This is a genomic window from Kineosphaera limosa NBRC 100340 (assembly GCF_000298215.1).
In the GTDB taxonomy this organism is placed as follows: Bacteria; Actinomycetota; Actinomycetes; order Actinomycetales; family Dermatophilaceae; genus Kineosphaera; species Kineosphaera limosa.
The window spans coordinates 1-15,656 of record NZ_BAHD01000051.1 but is presented as its reverse complement, the minus strand read 5'-3'; the positions used below and the strand labels follow the sequence as shown (position 1 = coordinate 15,656).

Genomic DNA, 15,656 nt, shown 5'->3' with positions numbered 1-15,656 from the left:
CCACTGTCTGAACGAAACAGCCGAAAGGAACGCACCATGAGCACCACGATCCGGCCGGTCCTCGACGTCGTCGTGCCGGTCTACAACGAGCAGGCGGGGCTGGCGGCGTGCGTCCAACGGCTCACCGCGCACCTGGAGACGCATTTCCCCTACCCGTGGCGGGTCACCGTCGCCGACAACGCCAGCACCGACGCGACGCTGGAGGTCGCGCGGATGCTCGCGGCGCGCGACCGGCGGGTCCGGGTCGTGCACCTGGAGCAGAAGGGCCGCGGCCGGGCGCTCAACCAGGTGTGGTCGGCCTCCGACGCGCACATCCTGGCGTACATGGACGTCGACCTGTCGACGGACCTCGACGCGCTCTGGCCGCTGGTCGCACCGCTCATGTCGGGCCACTCGGACCTGGCGATCGGCACCCGGCTGGCGCACGGGGCGCGGGTGGTGCGCGGGGCGAAGCGGGAGTTCATCTCCCGCAGCTACAACCTCCTGCTGCGCACCGGCCTCGACGCGGGCTTCTCCGACGCCCAGTGCGGCTTCAAGGCGATCCGCGCGGATGTCGCCGCGCAGCTGCTGCCGCACGTGCAGGACACCGCGTGGTTCTTCGACACCGAGCTGCTCGTCATCGCCGAGCGCGCCGGCCTGCGGATCCACGAGGTGCCCGTCGACTGGTTCGACGACCCCGACAGCCGCGTCGACGTCGTCCAGACCGCCCTGGACGACCTGAGGGGGATGCGTTCGGTACGCCAGCGCCTGGCCAGCGGCGACATTCCCGTCGAGGCGATCGCCGCGAGCATGGGCCGCGGCCAGTTGCGTGGCGGGCTCGGCCGCGACGCCTGGCGGTTCGCCGGAGTCGGTGCGGCCAGCACCGTCGTGCACCTCGGGTTGTTCGCGGCGCTGGGTACGGCCGGACTGGCCCTGCAGCTCGCGAACGCGCTCGCGCTCGTCGTGGCGACCATGTTCAACACCGCCGCCAACCGCCGGTTCACGTTCGGTGCGCGCGGCCGGGAGGGAGCGTTGCGGCTGCAGGTACAGGGCCTGGCGATCTTCGCGCTGACCTGGGCGTTCAGCGCGGCCGCCATCGCCGGGCTCGCCGTGGTGGCACCGAGCGCGCCCACGTGGGTCGCCACCGGCGTCGTCGGGGCCGCCTCGGTGGCGGCGACCCTCGCCAAGTTCGCGCTCTTCCGGTCGCGGCTGCGCCCCGCCGGCAAGGGGCACTTCCTCCTCGAGCCGCAAGCGGCCCCGGCCATGGGGACCGTGGCGGCGGTCGACACCGCGGTGGCCGCAGAGGCCGCAGAGGCCGTGGAGGCCGTGGAGGCCGTGGGCGCCGATCCTCGCGGTGGGGGCGACGGCGGGCGCGGGCAGTGCGAGCCTGCGCCGGACTCGCCAGTCACGGCGCGCCCGTTGACTTCCGTTGCGTGAGCAGCCGCCCCATCGCTGTGGATCGTTGGCCGGGCCACCCATGAAGCCCGGCGCGACGGGGCACGCCCCAGCGCGACGGGGCACAGCCCAGCGCGACGGGACACAGCCCAGCGCGACGGGACACACCTAAAGGGGACGGGACACACCTGACAAGACGTGTCCAGACGGGTCCAGCTGTGTGCCGTTGCGCTGGGCTGTGTCCAGTTCGGCTTGACGGCGGGACACAGCCCAGCTCGTCGGCGCTGAGGGCGAAGGCCCACGGTCAGGAACCGTCCAGGAGTCGCGCTGACGATGAAGGGGTGTGGTCCCTGCCCCGTGTCGATGCGTTCGATCTGTCGATCCTGACGTTCTTCGTCGACCACCGCAGCGACGCGCTGACCGCGGTCCCCATGGCCCTCGGCCTCCTGGGCACCTCCGCCGCGATGGGTCTCGTGGTACTCCTGGGGGTCGTCATCGGCGTGGCCCGCAGGGCGTGGCGACACCTGGCGGCGGTAGCCCTGGCGGTTGTCGTCGCCCGATTCGCCACCGGGCTGCTCAAAGACCTCATCGAACGCCCCCGACCGCCGGACGCGCTCGTGCTGCTCCCGGGCGGAGGCTTCGCGTTCCCCTCGACCCACGCGGCGTTCACGTCGGCGGCGGCAGCCGCGCTCATAGCGGTGACGCTGTGGCGAAGCCCACAGCGGCGCCGGCTGATCACCACAGGGTTGGCGGCGCTCGTCGCGCTCGTCGGCGTGAGCATGGTGTATCTCGGCTCACACTGGGCCAGCGACGTACTCGTCGGCTGGAGTCTCGGGGTGCCGATCGGCCTCCTGACCGGGCAGCTGCTGCGGCCCACGCCGGCCTCCGGGCCGATAAACAGCGATGCTCCCGCGGCGAACCACGGGAGCATCAGCGGCGGAGGTGGAGGGATTTGAACCCTCGATGGGGTTTAACCCCCAAACCCGCTTAGCAGGCGGGCGCCATAGACCGGACTAGGCGACACCTCCAGACCGTCGAAACGCCCGGCGAACCGGGCGACAACAGCAGGGATCAGGCTACCTGCCATCACCGCTCGATCACAAAACGCCCCCTGTCCCGCATCTTCGCAGGCGATGCACAGGGGCCGCGACGATACTGGGGGTTGCTCGAGGATCACCGGCGGGGGCAGTGCTGCTCGGTGAATCACGGCACGACCAGGCGAATTCACCTGCACGGGAGCGCCAATCCTGCCGAAGAGCATTACGGGAGAACAGTTCTCACCTTCCGACGGGTGCCGGTGGCGCGCGCGGACGCGTGAGAACGCGACGAAGGACACGGATGAGCCACCTGCCCCACGATCGCTATCAGCGACCGACGAACATCCCCCGGGCCGACTCGGGGGTCGGTCGCGCGCCGGCGCGCGCCGGCGGGCAGCCATCGAGCGCGGGCGGAGCAGGCAAGCCTGGCTCGGGCGGCGGCGGGACCGGTGGAGGACCGCAGATTCCGCGCGGTGCCACGGTGACGATCCGGCCGGCCGAGCCGGACTCCGGCTTCGGACGATTCCTCGGGCTCACGGCGCTGGGCACGGTGCTGCCGGGCTCGGGGCTGTTGCTGGCCGGCTTCCGCAAGACCGGCGGCACGCTGCTGGCGATCTTCGTGGCCTTGGTGCTGGGTGCCGCGGCTTACCTATGGGTCAAGGGCCCGCAGACCGCGGTGGTCTCCCTCGCGGTCGACGGCGACTTCCTGCTGTGGCTGACCATCGCCGCCGTCGCCGGAGCCATCGTGCTCGTCGCCTCCATCATCTGGACCGGCATCGTCACGTGGCCCCGCCCTGCTAGCGGCCTCCTGCACTCCCTCAGCTCCCTGTGCGTGCTCGCCCTGTGCGCGATCGTCGTGGCTCCCACAGTCGTCGGAGTCCGCGACATCGTGGTGCACCGCGACCTCATGCAGGCCCTGTTCAACCAGCCGATCTTCACCCGCACCGGCGTGCTGCCCGACGTCGGCCAGGCCGACCCCTGGGCCGGGCACCCGCGGGTCAACGTCATGCTCATCGGCTCGGACTCCAGCCCCGACCGCCCCGGCGTGCGCACCGACTCGATGATGCTGGCCAGCATCGACACCCAAACCGGCAACACGCTGCTGTTCGGGCTGCCCCGCAACCTCGAGCGCGTGCCCTTCCCCGCGTACAGCCCGCTGCACAACATCTGGCCGGAGGGTTTTCGCTGCGAGAAGGACTGCCTTCTCAACGACGTGTGGATGCAGGGTGAGCAGCACAAAGACCTCTACCCCGGCGACCCGATGCCCGGCATCACCGCCCTCAACGAGGCCGTCACCGGCGTCACCGGGCTGACCCCCGACTACGACGTGGTGGTCAACATGGCGGGCTTCTCATCGCTGGTGGACGCCATGGGCGGCGTCGACATCACCGTCCGTGACCGCGTGCCGATCGGCGGCAAGGTCGAGCACGGCCAGATCGTGCCCGGCAGCATCCGCGGCTGGATCGAGCCCGGCGCCCAGCACCTCGACGGCTACCACGCGATGTGGTTCTCCCGCGGCCGCGCCACCACCGACGACTTCGACCGGATGCGCCGCCAGCGCTGCATGGTCGGGGCCCTCGTCAAGCAGGTCAACCCCGCGATGATGCTCGAGCGGTATCCGGCCATCGCCAAGGTGGCCAAGGACAACATCTACACGAACATCCCGCAGGACCAACTGCCCGCTTGGGCGGTGTTGGCCACCCGCATGCAGCAGGGCACCATCCGCAGCCTGCCGTTCAGCAACCAGGTGATTCGGGTCGGCAACCCCGACTTCGAGCTGATGCACGAGATGGTGCAGGCCGCCGTCGACGGTCGCCCCATGCCGGGCGACGAGCCGACCGCCACGCCGGGCGCCACCGGCACTGCCACCCCGACGCGCACACCGACGCCCACCGCGACGCCCACCCCCGGCGCAACCACGCCCGGTGCCACGACCACCACCCCACCCGACACCCTCACGGACATCGCCGCGGCCTGCTGAGCCCCACTCGCCGCAGGCCAGAAGAGCGACCCCGACTGCGGTCGAGCTGACTCGCAGCAGCCCCGGCGCCCGCTACGTGCGGCGGCGGGTGCGCCACCAGGTGATGAGCATCGCCAGCACGATGGCCAGGGAGATCGCGCCGGCCCACACTGCGTACTGACGTAGGAGTGGGACGGCGCGTTCACCGATAGCCAGGCCCAACCCGAGGAAGGCCAACTGGGTCACGAGGGCGACGGCCAGGTCGACGATGAGAAACGTGCGCAGCCGCACGCCGGCGGCGCCGATGCCGGCGAGGACGACCTCCCGAGCGATGGGCAGTGGCACGTAGGTGACGGCAACCGCCAGAACTTTGTATCGCCGGACCAGCGACTCCGCCCGCGCGATCCGGCGGCGCGCCCTCGGCGTGGACCCACCGAAGCGCTCGAGCACCGCGGGCCCCCACAGCCGGCCCGCCCACCAGAAGATCGCGTGGAACTTCATGATCGAGACGATCGCCAGCGGCACCGGCCACCACAGCGTCGCCTCACCGGTGCGGGCCAAGACCCCCAGGGCCACCAGCGCGAGCCGCGATCCGCTGATCGCCGCCAACGCCTCCGGCGACATCGCCAACAGCACCGGGCGCAGCGGCAGGAAGATCAGCCCGTAGGCCACCGTGAGCGCCAGCGCTGCCGAACACCAGTAGTCCTGGCTGCGCCAGCGCCCGTCTCGCGCACGCCAACGACCCCCGGCGACATCGTCGCCGGGGGTCGTTGGGAAGTCTGCGTCTGAACGCTTGGTCAGAGCGTCAGAGAGGACGAACCGCGTCCGCCTGGGGGCCCTTCGGGCCCTGGGTGACCTCGAACTCGACGCGCTGCGCCTCGTCGAGCGAACGGTAGCCGTTCGTCTGGATCGCGGAGTAGTGGACGAAGACGTCGGGGCCGCCGCCGTCCTGAGCAATGAAACCGAAGCCCTTTTCGGCGTTGAACCACTTGACGGTGCCCTGTGCCATGGGGAAAAACACTCTCTATCTTGATCGGCCGATGGACCCCACACATCGTGGTGTCCAGGCTGCCGCACTCACCCCACGCGATCGGGACGGACGACGATCTACTCATCGCCGCCGACCGTGAAACTCGAAAAGAACATCACGTACTGCGAGGACCTGCACATGCAACCGCGCCCACGGTAGCACGGCAGCCCACGAGGGCCAGCGGGCCGCAAGTCCCACTGACCCGTTCACGTCTGCCCTGGTCATCCCGTGACTGCCCCGGGGCGGCACGGGAACAGCCGCGGGGCGCAACCGGGAGGAGGGCGGGCCAGTTCAGGCCCGCACAGCCGTTCCCCGGTGGCGCACACCCACATTCGGCGTGTGGACCTCGACGAACTCACCCAAGTCCGGCCCCTGGCCGTTGCAGCCGCACGACTCTCGGTGAGTCACCTCGCCCGCCAGGCGCAGCGTCTGCGCCGGGGCCTGTGGGTCGGAGAGGCGACGCACCAGCAACTGCACCGCTCGGGCGCCGATCGCGAAGCTCGGTTGCGCGATGGTCGTCAGGCGGGGGTGGAAGACATCGCCCCACGGAAAGTCGTCGAAGCACACGACCGCCATCTGCCCCGGCACCGAGATACCGGCCTCCTGCAGGGCGCGCAGCGCGCCGATGCTCATGGAGTCGTTGCTGATGAAGACCCCCGTCGGGGCGGGCCCGCTGGCGAGCAACTGCGCCATCGCCCGTCGCCCGCCCTGCTCGGTGGAGCCGCCGCTGACCACGAGCCGCTCGTCGACCCGCAGGCCCCGGCGCCGGTGCGCGAGCCGATAGCCGGCCAGCCGTTCGCGCGTCGTCGCCAGGCCCTCGCGGCCCGTGATGGCGGCCACCCGGCGGTGCCCGATCTGCAGCAGGTGCTCGACGACGGAGGAGGAGCCGGACTCGTTCTCCACACCCACCTGATCGACACGCATGTCTTGCAGCCGATCGATGACGACATAGGGCACCGAGTGCTCCTGCAGCAGCCGCAGCGTCGCCGAATGCCATCGGGCCGTAGGCGCGACGAGCATGCCGCCCACGTGGTGAGCCAGCAGGTTGGCGACCGCGCGCTCCTCCCGGTCCTCGTCGTCACGGGTGTCGGCCAGCAGCAGCTGCATCCCTTGCCGCAGGCACTCCTCCTCGATTCCGGCGACGAGCTCCTGCCCGTACATGCTCGACACCCACGACATCGAGAGACCGATCGTCGTGGTCGAGCCGGCGGCCAACGAGCGCGCCACCGGTTTGTGCGTAAAACCCAGCTCGTCCATCGTGGCCAAAACGCGCTGCTTGGTGGCCCCCGCCACCGGGCGCGTGCCATTGATGACGTGCGAAACCGTGCTTACGGACACACCAGCTTGCTTCGCCACCATCGTCATCGTCACCGCGGACATGTCCCCCATCTTTGCGCAAGCAAGGCCCCTAAATCGTGTCTTCAGCACCCACAAGGGCCACCTTTTTGCGCAAGGGCCTCAGGTTCTACAACCTCGGCAAGAGATCCAGCTCAGCGCCCACGCGCTCCTGTCGATTGATACCCTAGGGGGTATCGACCAGTCAGGACGAAGCATGGTCGAGAGGAGACGGAGAGGGCTATGTGTCGACAAGTCACGTGCCGCGCGTGCGGCAAGCCGACGTGGAGCGGCTGCGGCCAGCACATCGAGCAGGCCCTGCGGGATGTGCCGACCGGGCAGCGATGCGCCTGCGGGGGGACCGGCGGCCGACCGCGCTCCGGCACCCACCCGCCTGCGGCCGCCGACCTCCGGTCGTCGAGTTCCGCCGGCTATCAGGGCCTCGCCGCATCGCGACGAACGCCGGAGCGAGAGCCGGAGCCGGAGCGACGTCGCGGACTGCTCGACCGACTCAAGGACGCCTGGCGGTAGCACGGAGCCGAAACCACCGAGCCGAAACCACCGAGCCGAACCCACTGCGCCGCAACGACCGAGCCGCAGGTGAGCGGAGGGCGTGGGATTCGAACCCACGATGCCGTCACCGACATAGCGGTTTTCAAGACCGCCGCACTAGGCCACTATGCGAGCCCTCCCGAACTGCCCCTCTACGGTAACGCGCCCGGCGAGCTGCCTCTGCTCGCGCCGCCGGCGGCGTGGCCATAGAGTCGGGACAACGCAGTCGACGAAAGGAAAACCCAGTGAAGAGGCTGATGTTCATCGCCGGAGTCGCGATCGGCTACGTTCTCGGCGCGCGGGACGGGCGGGGTCGTTACGAGCAGATCAAGTCGCAGGCCGACTCGCTCTGGCACGACCCGCGAGTGCAGGAGAAGGTGCACACGGCGAGCGCCACCGTCAAGGAGAAGGCGCCCGAGGTGCAGGCCAAGCTCGCCGAGGCGGCCGGGCAGGCCAAGGACGCGGCCATGGACAAGGTCAGCCAGCACAAGGACGACAGCTCGTCGGGCAGCGGCACGACTTACCCCCCGGCCCCACCGCCCTCCAACTGAGCTGATGCTCAGCCAACTGGGCTGACGCTCAGCCAACTGGGCTGACGCAACCCGACACCGGGCTCGACCTCACTGCGGGAGGTCGAGCCCGGTGTCGTGCGTTGCGAGCCCGCCGCGCAGGGTGGCCAGCACCGGCAGGTCCGCCAGCCGCTCCGGGTCGGTGGTCAGCGGGTCGTCGGCCAGCACGACGAGGTCGGCGAGCTTGCCCGGGGTGATGGTGCCGCGCCGATCCTCCTGGCCGGCCATCCACGCGGCATCCAGGGTGTAGGCGCGCAGCGCCGTGGCGGCGTCGACCGCCTCGTCGGGGCCGATCGTCTGGCCACCCGAGGTGCGCCGCAGCATCATCGAACTCATCGCCGCCAACGGCCGGCCGTCGGCCACCGGCCGGTCGCTGGAGCCGGGCACCCGGCAGCCGGCGTCGAGAAACGAGCGCTGCCGATACAGCATCCCGGCGCGCTGCGGCCCCATGTTGGTGGCCATCGAGTCGCCGATGTCGTGCAGGAAGCGCAGCTGCGGCACCGGAGTCACGCCCAGTTCGGCGAACCGGCGCACCTGCTGCGGCGACGTCACGCCGGCATGTTCGACGCGGTGCCGGGCGCTCGGGCGCGGCCAGCGCCGCTGGGCCTGCGCGAAGGTTTCGAGGGCCAGGTCGACCGCCGCGTCGCCGATCGCGTGCGCAGCGACGTTCCAGCCGCCGCGATGGGCCGCCAAGATCGCCTCGCGCATGCGATCCGCGTCGTCCTGCAGATAGCCACGGTTGGCGGGCTCGCCGCCCGGCTTGTCGTACGCCTGCGTCATGGCGGCCGTGCATGCCAACAGCGAGCCGTCGAGCCAGATCTTCATCGCGCCCAGCGAGAGGTCGTCACCGCCGAAGCCGGATCGCAGACCGAGATCGATCCCGAACCGCAGGTCGTCGTCGGGATGCCCGTCGAGCGGATGCAGTGCGTCCACACAGGGCATGAGTTGCACCCGCACGGCCAGCTCACCGGCGTCGATCGCCGCTTGGTAGGCGGCCGCTTCGGACGGCGACTTGCCCAGCCAGCCGCGGCCGATACCGCATTCGGTGACGTGCGTCAGACCCTGACCGGCGTACACGCGGGAGGCCCGGGCCACCGCCTGAGCCAGCTCGCCCAGCGGGTACGGGGTGACGTGCGCGACCACGATGTTCTGCGCCTGCTCCTGCAGCACCCCCGTGACCCGGCCCTGCTCGTCGGTGCAGATCACCCCACCCTCCGGGCAGGGGGTCGAGCCGTCGAGAATGCGCAGCGTGTCCGCCAGGCCCGTGGAGACCACGGCGACGTGGCCGGAGCGGTGCTTGAGCCAGACCGGTCGTCCACCCGCGACGCGGTCCAGCTCGTCCCGATCGGGATGGTCCCCGAGCAGATTGTCGTCGTAGCCGGAGCCGACGACCATCTCCCCCGGCTCCAGGCCCTCGGCGCGCTCGGCGACCAGGGCGTACAGCTGCTCCAGTGAGGTCAACCCGACGAGGTCGATCTCCGCCAACGCCAGGCCATACCAGGCCATGTGATTGTGCGCATCGCCGAATCCCGGCACCACGCAAGCCCCGTCGAGGTCGACGACCCGCCTCGGACGAAGACCCGCCAGCTCCTCGTCGCTGCCCACCGCCACGATCCGGTCCGCCAGCACGGCCACCGCACCGGGCAACTCCCCGCGACCCGGCCAAGACTCCTCCACGGTGTGCACACGTCCCCCGCGCAACACCAGGTCGACATCCATCGGGGCTCCTTTCCCGGTCGCTCGGACGATCCGGCGGGTCGGTTGTTGCTGTCGTCGGGGCTGGCCGCCCAGGATCAGGCCAGGTGGTGCCTGCGGGTCAGTGGCAGCTCACTGGCATGGTGCATCGGGAGCCGACGCGACCGTCTTTCACGCCGATAGTGGTCTTGCGGATGCCGAGCACCGGATCCAGCAGCAGTACTCGCGCCGGCGGCGGCGAGGCGCGAGCGGCGGGCAGCGGATGCAGTAGCTACCCTGCCGCCCGGGTTCAGTACCGCAGAGCGTTGGCCGCGATCAGCGCGATCATCGTCGCACCGGCGAGGACGGCGGCCGCGGGCGCGGCGGTGATGCTCCAGGTCAGGCCCAGGAGGAGGCCGATGGAGCCGATCGCGGCCAGGGTCAGGCCGAGCAGGGTGAAGAAGCGCACTCCGAAGGCCGTCGCGAACGGGATGAAGTGCAGCCCGACGGCGGCAGCCACGAGGGCCGGCAGCGCCTGCGCGAAGCCCGCGGGCTCCAGCACCGCTCGACCGGCGGCGATGACGGCGAACATCGCCGCGCACGCGAGGAGATAGATGAGGCCGGCGCGGCGGTGCGGCCTCGTCACGTCCATGGCCCCACCGCGTGCCCTGCCCCGCGGGCGGCGCAGATAGACGGCCCAGATCGCCAGCACCAGCAGCGGGGCCCAGGCCACGAGGGCCACCGTCGGCAGCGGCGCCGGCAGCTGCGCCCGGTTGGCCAGGACGAACACCGTGCCGCCGACGAGGCCCACCGTGGAGCCGATCGCCCGAAAGGCGAACGCTCGACGGGCCTCGTCGTCGGATCGACGAGCCTCGTCGTCGGATCGACGAGGCGCGCGGCCGGTGGTGTTCGGACCGGTCATGCTGGGGTCTGCCTGCATCATCATGTGCTCAGTCTGTGCGGCCGCGGGCCTGTCGGAGCCCGTGGAACGTCACGACCGAGCCATGACATCTGTAACCGCTCACGACCCGCAGCCCTACGCCGCAGCTGCGCGAGAGCCTCAGATCCACAGCTCCGGCTCGGCGAACATCGCCTCGTAGGGGTCCTCGCGGCGCCCCAGGGAGCGGTGCTTGGCCGGGATGCCCGTAGCGACCGAGTTGGCCGGGACGGGCTTGACGACCACGGAGTTGGCGCCGATCTGGGCGTGATCACCGATGGTGATATTGCCGAGCACCTTCGCGCCGGCACCGATCGTCACACCGTTGCCGATGGTCGGGTGGCGCTTGCCCTTCTCCAGGGTGCGACCGCCGAGGTTGATGCCGTTGTAAAGCATGACGTCGTCGCCGATCTCCGACGTCTCGCCGATGACGACACCCATCCCGTGATCGATGAAGAACCGTCGGCCGATGGTCGCGCCCGGGTGGATCTCGACGCCGGTGGTCGCCCGAAAGACGTTGGAGAGCACTCGCGCCGGCAGTTGCAGCTTCTCGTGCTGCCACATCTCGTGTGCCACCCGGTGTCCCCAGATGGCGTGCAGGCCGGGGCTGACGATGGCCATCTGCGCCCGGGAGGTGGCCGCCGGATCGCGGGCGATCGCGGCGTCCAGGTCCTCGACGATCCCGTCGCGCACGCGCCGCCACAGCGGCCGGCCGCGCCCGGCGGGGTCGTCCTTGGCGGCGCAGTCCTGCGAGACCTTGGCGCCGTCGACGCCGACGGTCGCCTCGTCGTAACGGTCGTCGCGCCCAGCACCGGGGAACGTGCCGCTCAGGGCCTGCTCGACCAGACGCAGAGCGGGTCGGCGCCGACGGGGGGTTTCGGAATCCTGCAGCTGAGCCTGTGACACGAGTGGTCATCTCCTTCGATGGGGCGGCTCTGATCGTGCGGAGGGAGTGCCGTGGCCGCCGACGTGGAGCCGGCGGCCACGACGATGATCAGTCGACGATGCCCTCGAAGAGGATCGTGGACAGGTACCGCTCGCCGAACGAAGGGATGATGACGACGATCAGCTTGCCGGCGTTCTCCGGGCGGGCAGCGACCTGCGCGGCGGCGGCCAGCGCGGCACCGGAGGAGATGCCCACCAGCAGACCCTCGTCGGTGGCGGCCTTGCGGGCCCACTCGACGGAGGTGGCGGCGTTGATGTCGATGACCTCATCGACGACATCGGCGTTGTAGTTGTCCGGCACGAAGTTGGCGCCGATGCCCTGGATCTTGTGCGGGCCGGGCTGGCCGCCGTTGAGGATGGGGCTCTCTTCCGGCTCCACGGCGATGATCTGGACCTCAGGCTTGCGCTCCTTGAGCACGGAACCGACACCGTTGATGGTGCCGCCGGTGCCGATGCCGCCGATGACGATGTCGACCTTGCCGTCGGTGTCGTTCCAGATCTCCTCCGCGGTGGTCTCGCGGTGGATCTTCGGGTTGGCCTCGTTGCTGAACTGACGGGCGAGCACGGCGTTGTCGCCGGCGCCGATCTCCTCGGCCTTGTTGACGGCGCCCTTCATGCCCTCCGCACCGGGGGTCAGCACCAACTCGGCGCCGTAGGCCTTGAGCAGCGCGCGCCGCTCTTTGCTCATCGTGTCGGGCATCGTCAGGACGACCTTGTAGCCGCGGGCGGCGCCCACCATCGCGAGCGCGATGCCGGTGTTACCGCTGGTGGCCTCCACGATGGTGCCACCCGGCTTGAGCAGTCCGGAGGCCTCGGCGGCGTCGACGATCGCGACGCCGATGCGGTCCTTGACCGAGCTGGCGGGGTTGTAGAACTCGAGCTTCGCCGCGACCGTCGCGTCGGTGTCGATGATCCGGTTGATCCGCACCAGCGGGGTGCGGCCGATGAGGGCGGTCACGTCGTTGTAAATGGTCACTGGTGGTGAGCCTTTCGCTGTCGTTCTGCTGAGGCGGTCGCGCCGTTGCGTCGCGAGATTGCGTCGTTCACAACGGGTAACGAACCGTGATGTTATGAGTATTCCAAGGTCAACTTATGACACGGCCCTGGGATCACCACGCGCAGTCTCAGCGGTCGAACGGGCGCTGCTGACCGACTCGGCGACGCCGACACTCCACCCGACCGCACCGCCTCCCGAGCGCCGCCGTCAAACGCCTTGAGCGGCAACGAAACCCCAGCCCGTCTCAGGCTTCGTCACCAACGACAGGCCGAGAGGGCGGCCCCGTCCGTATGCTGGCCCCCATGTCAGCGCTGCAGCTGGTGGCCATCGTGTTGAGCCTCGTTGTGTCCACCATCGGATGGGTCATGCTCTTCCGGACGGTCTACGGATACGTCCGCCTCTTCCGGGTGGGTGCCCCTGACCCGACCCGGACGAACCAACCGGGCAAGCGCACGGTGACGCTGCTGCGCGAGTTCCTCGGGCACACCCGAATGGCCCGCCTGCCGCTGGTCGCGATCGCGCACTGGATCACAGCAGTCGGCTTCCTCGTGCTGTTCACCACGCTGATCACGGCGTTCGGGCAGCTCTTCAAGGCCGACTTCGCGTTGCCGCTGATCGGCCACTTCCCGCCGTTCGAGTGGCTCGTCGAGGTGCTCGCCTGGACGATGCTCGTCGCGATCGTCTACCTGATGGTGCTGCGGCAGGCCCGCCACCCGCGCGCCACCAAGCCACCGCGACGCTCCCGCTTCTACGGCTCCAACTGGTGGCAGGCCTACTACGTCGAGTTCACCATCCTGGGCGTCGGCCTGTGCATCCTGGCGCTGCGCAGCCTTGAGGCGGCCCTCGCGCCGTTCGCCGACCCGCAGATGAGCGTCGCGCTGCACTTCCCCCTCACCGGCTGGACCGCCGGCCTGTGGAGCGGCCTGGGCGAGGAGGGCATCCGGCAGGCGATCTACCTCTTCGCGTTCCTGAAGATCATGATCTCGTTCGCGTGGATGATCACCGTGTCGCTGACGCCGACCATGGGCGTGGCCTGGCACCGCTTCCTCGCGTTCTTCAACATCTGGTTCAAGCGCAACGCCGACGGTCGCACCGCGCTGGGCCCGCTGCGCCCGATGGTCGTCGACGGCGAGCCGGTCACCGCGGCCAACCTCGAAGACGTCATGGAGAAGATGGCGGAGGCCGAGGACGAGGACGCCGAAGTCGCCATGGGCGTCGGCAAGATCGACCAGTTCTCGTGGAAGGGCCTGCTGGACTTCACGACCTGCACCGAGTGTGGCCGCTGCCAGAGCCAGTGCCCGGCGTGGAACACCGACAAGCCGCTGTCGCCCAAGATGCTCATGATCACGCTGCGTAACCACGCCTACGAGCAGGCCCCCTACCTGCTGGCGACGGAGGCGGAGCGCGCGGCGCTGCCCGAGCACCAGCGGCAACTGGCCAACGTGGGGCTGGTCGGCTCCACCAACTATACCCTCGATCACCCGCTGACCGCCTATGACCACCTCGGCCCGGAGGCGATCATCGACGAGGACGTGCTGTGGTCGTGCACGACCTGCGGCGCGTGCGTCGAGCAGTGCCCCGTCGACATCGAGCACGTCGATGCGATCGTCGACATGCGTCGGCACAAGGTCCTCATCGACTCCGCGTTCCCGGCCGAACTCGGTGGCCTGTTCAAGAACATGGAGTCGCGACAGAACCCGTGGGGCATGGCCAGCAAGCTGCGCCTCGACTGGGCCAAGGGCCTGGACTTCGACGTGCCGGTCGTCGGCTCGGATGTCGAGTCGCTGGACGAGGTCGACTACCTGTTCTGGGTGGGTTGCGCCGGCGCGTACGAGGACCGTGCCAAGAAGACCAGCCGCGCCGTCGCCGAGCTGCTGCACACCGCCGGGGTCTCGTTCGCGATCCTCGGCGAGGGTGAGGCGTGCACCGGTGATTCCGCTCGCCGCGCCGGCAACGAGATCCTCTTCCAGATGCTCGCCGCGCAGAACATCGAGACCCTCAACGAGGCCGGCGCCAAGAAGATCGTCGTGACCTGCGCCCACTGCTTCAACACGATCCGCAACGAGTACCCGCAGGCCGGCGGCAACTACGAGGTCGTGCACCACACGCAGCTGCTGAACCGGCTGGTGCGCGAGAAGAAGCTCGTGCCGGTCGCCCGCCCCGGGCAGGCGTCGGCCCAGGATGTCGCCTCGACGGCGCCCAGCGTCACCTACCACGACCCCTGCTACCTGGGCCGGCACAACAACGTCTACGCCCCGCCAAGGGAGCTGCTCGGCGCCCTGCCCGGCGTCCAGCTCAAGGAGATGCCCCGCTCGGGCGAGAAGTCGTTCTGCTGCGGCGCCGGCGGCGCCCGCATGTGGATGGAAGAGAAGCTCGGCACCCGCATCAACGAGGACCGCACGGCCGAGGCCGTGGGGACCGGGGCCGACCGGATCGCGATCGGCTGTCCGTTCTGTCGCGTCATGCTCTCCGACGGGCTGACCGCAGCCCAGGCCAGCGGGAAGGCCCGCGCGGAGGTCGAGGTCGTCGATGTCGCGCAGATGCTGCTGGCGGCCGTGCGGGCGCCGGAAGGCGCCCCGCCGGTCGAGGCCGGCTCGGCGGCGCCGGAGGTTGCTGGCGGTTCGGCCGCGACCGCCGCGCTGCCGGTCGACCGGGCCGAGGTGTCGGTGCCCGGCGGTGGATTGAACTCCAATGCGGAGGTGGACCACATCCCGCAGCCCGCCCCCAGCGCCAGCGAGCGCGCTGAGGCGCGGGCGGACACGCCGCAGCCGTCGGGGGCTGGCAGCACCGCCGCCCACGCGTCCGACGCGGTCACGGCGATGCGCGCCCACACTCCGGAGACCGAGGAGGCGCCGGCCGCTTCGGAGGAGGCGGGTGCCGGTTCGAGCCAGGCGGTGTCGGCCTCCGACGCATTGGCGGCCATGCGCGCGCAGGCGGCCGGCGGCGAGGACCCCGGTTCAGTGACCCCATCCGGCGGCGGCAGCACGGCGGCCCACGCCTCAGACGCCGTCACCGCGATGCGCGCTCACTCGCCCGAGCCCGATGGCGCGTCGACGGGGGCGCCGCCCGCCGGCGGTCCGGTCTCGGCCTCGGATGCGTTGGCAGCGATGCGCGCGCAGCAGGCCGGGCAGGGCACCTCGGCGCCAAGCACGGTCTCGGACCCGGCGGCGGACGCTGCCTCGGATGCGGCGCCCTCGGGCAAGGAGCCGGCTGCCACGGTCGCGGCCGACAAGCCCGCGCCGGAGA

Annotated in this window: 13 protein-coding genes and 2 tRNA genes; 6 read left to right on the top strand and 9 right to left on the bottom strand. The window is 70.3% G+C overall.

The window, feature by feature from the left end:
* Positions 1–36: 36 nt before the first annotated feature.
* Together KILIM_RS14185 and KILIM_RS23370 are read left to right on the top strand one after the other, a co-directional pair.
* Positions 37–1,416: a bifunctional glycosyltransferase family 2/GtrA family protein gene (locus KILIM_RS14185; RefSeq protein WP_006593404.1), complete on the top strand. Its 1,380-nt coding sequence runs from the start codon at positions 37–39 to the stop codon at positions 1,414–1,416.
* Between the two features lie 299 nt (positions 1,417–1,715).
* Complete coding sequence (locus KILIM_RS23370; RefSeq protein WP_006593403.1) at positions 1,716–2,330, top strand: phosphatase PAP2 family protein; 615 nt, start codon at positions 1,716–1,718, stop codon at positions 2,328–2,330.
* Here the strand turns inward: KILIM_RS23370 and KILIM_RS14175 are convergent.
* A tRNA-Ser gene (locus KILIM_RS14175) sits at positions 2,312–2,402 on the bottom strand. The two genes, KILIM_RS23370 and KILIM_RS14175, sit on opposite strands and share 19 nt — an antisense overlap.
* A gap of 310 nt (positions 2,403–2,712) precedes the next feature.
* On the opposite strand from KILIM_RS14175, the gene KILIM_RS14170 reads away from it, so the two are divergent.
* Positions 2,713–4,392, top strand: coding sequence for an LCP family protein (locus tag KILIM_RS14170; protein WP_006593402.1), 1,680 nt, complete (start codon positions 2,713–2,715; stop codon positions 4,390–4,392).
* 72 nt (positions 4,393–4,464) lie between these two features.
* Here the strand turns inward: KILIM_RS14170 and KILIM_RS14165 are convergent, their stop codons facing one another.
* The 3 genes from KILIM_RS14165 to KILIM_RS14155 form a co-directional block, all read right to left on the bottom strand.
* Entirely contained in the window at positions 4,465–5,043 is a 579-nt protein-coding gene (locus tag KILIM_RS14165) for a DedA family protein (RefSeq protein ID WP_006593401.1), read from the bottom strand.
* A gap of 133 nt (positions 5,044–5,176) precedes the next feature.
* Complete coding sequence (locus tag KILIM_RS14160) at positions 5,177–5,380, bottom strand: cold-shock protein (RefSeq protein WP_034805904.1); 204 nt, start codon at positions 5,378–5,380, stop codon at positions 5,177–5,179.
* A 312-nt stretch (positions 5,381–5,692) separates the two neighbouring features.
* Entirely contained in the window at positions 5,693–6,781 is a 1,089-nt protein-coding gene (locus KILIM_RS14155; protein ID WP_006593399.1) for a LacI family DNA-binding transcriptional regulator, read from the bottom strand.
* A 198-nt stretch (positions 6,782–6,979) separates the two neighbouring features.
* On the opposite strand from KILIM_RS14155, the gene KILIM_RS23365 reads away from it, so the two are divergent.
* Entirely contained in the window at positions 6,980–7,267 is a 288-nt protein-coding gene (locus tag KILIM_RS23365; protein ID WP_006593398.1) for a DUF8730 family Cys-rich protein, read from the top strand.
* A gap of 74 nt (positions 7,268–7,341) precedes the next feature.
* Here KILIM_RS23365 and KILIM_RS14150 read toward each other — a convergent pair.
* Positions 7,342–7,428 (bottom strand) — tRNA-Ser (locus tag KILIM_RS14150).
* A gap of 105 nt (positions 7,429–7,533) precedes the next feature.
* On the opposite strand from KILIM_RS14150, the gene KILIM_RS14145 reads away from it, so the two are divergent.
* Complete coding sequence (locus KILIM_RS14145) at positions 7,534–7,839, top strand: hypothetical protein (protein ID WP_006593397.1); 306 nt, start codon at positions 7,534–7,536, stop codon at positions 7,837–7,839.
* 69 nt (positions 7,840–7,908) lie between these two features.
* Here the strand turns inward: KILIM_RS14145 and KILIM_RS14140 are convergent, their stop codons facing one another.
* From KILIM_RS14140 to cysK, 4 genes are all read right to left on the bottom strand, one after another.
* Positions 7,909–9,576, bottom strand: coding sequence for an amidohydrolase (locus KILIM_RS14140; protein ID WP_006593396.1), 1,668 nt, complete (start codon positions 9,574–9,576; stop codon positions 7,909–7,911).
* A 265-nt stretch (positions 9,577–9,841) separates the two neighbouring features.
* The gene (locus tag KILIM_RS22500; protein ID WP_051988801.1) at positions 9,842–10,477 is read right to left on the bottom strand and encodes a hypothetical protein; all 636 of its coding nucleotides are present in this window, start codon (positions 10,475–10,477) and stop codon (positions 9,842–9,844) included.
* 114 nt (positions 10,478–10,591) lie between these two features.
* Positions 10,592–11,173, bottom strand: coding sequence for a serine O-acetyltransferase EpsC (epsC, locus tag KILIM_RS14130; RefSeq protein ID WP_040563481.1), 582 nt, complete (start codon positions 11,171–11,173; stop codon positions 10,592–10,594).
* Between the two features lie 289 nt (positions 11,174–11,462).
* Positions 11,463–12,389, bottom strand: coding sequence for a cysteine synthase A (gene cysK, locus KILIM_RS14125; protein ID WP_006593393.1), 927 nt, complete (start codon positions 12,387–12,389; stop codon positions 11,463–11,465).
* Positions 12,390–12,712: 323 nt separating this feature from the next.
* Here cysK and KILIM_RS14120 point away from each other — a divergent pair.
* Positions 12,713–15,656 (top strand): heterodisulfide reductase-related iron-sulfur binding cluster (locus KILIM_RS14120; protein WP_040563480.1); only part of this gene is annotated, 2,944 nt, incomplete at its 3' end.

Coding starts and splice junctions, on each gene's coding strand:
- KILIM_RS14185 (WP_006593404.1), top strand. CDS start 37: ATGAGCACCACGATCCGGCCGGTCCTCGACGTCGTCGTGCCGGTCTAC.
- KILIM_RS14170 (WP_006593402.1), top strand. CDS start 2,713: ATGAGCCACCTGCCCCACGATCGCTATCAGCGACCGACGAACATCCCC.
- KILIM_RS14160 (WP_034805904.1), bottom strand. CDS start 5,380: ATGGCACAGGGCACCGTCAAGTGGTTCAACGCCGAAAAGGGCTTCGGT.
- KILIM_RS14155 (WP_006593399.1), bottom strand. CDS start 6,781: ATGTCCGCGGTGACGATGACGATGGTGGCGAAGCAAGCTGGTGTGTCC.
- KILIM_RS23365 (WP_006593398.1), top strand. CDS start 6,980: ATGTGTCGACAAGTCACGTGCCGCGCGTGCGGCAAGCCGACGTGGAGC.
- KILIM_RS14140 (WP_006593396.1), bottom strand. CDS start 9,576: ATGGATGTCGACCTGGTGTTGCGCGGGGGACGTGTGCACACCGTGGAG.
- KILIM_RS22500 (WP_051988801.1), bottom strand. CDS start 10,477: ATGATGATGCAGGCAGACCCCAGCATGACCGGTCCGAACACCACCGGC.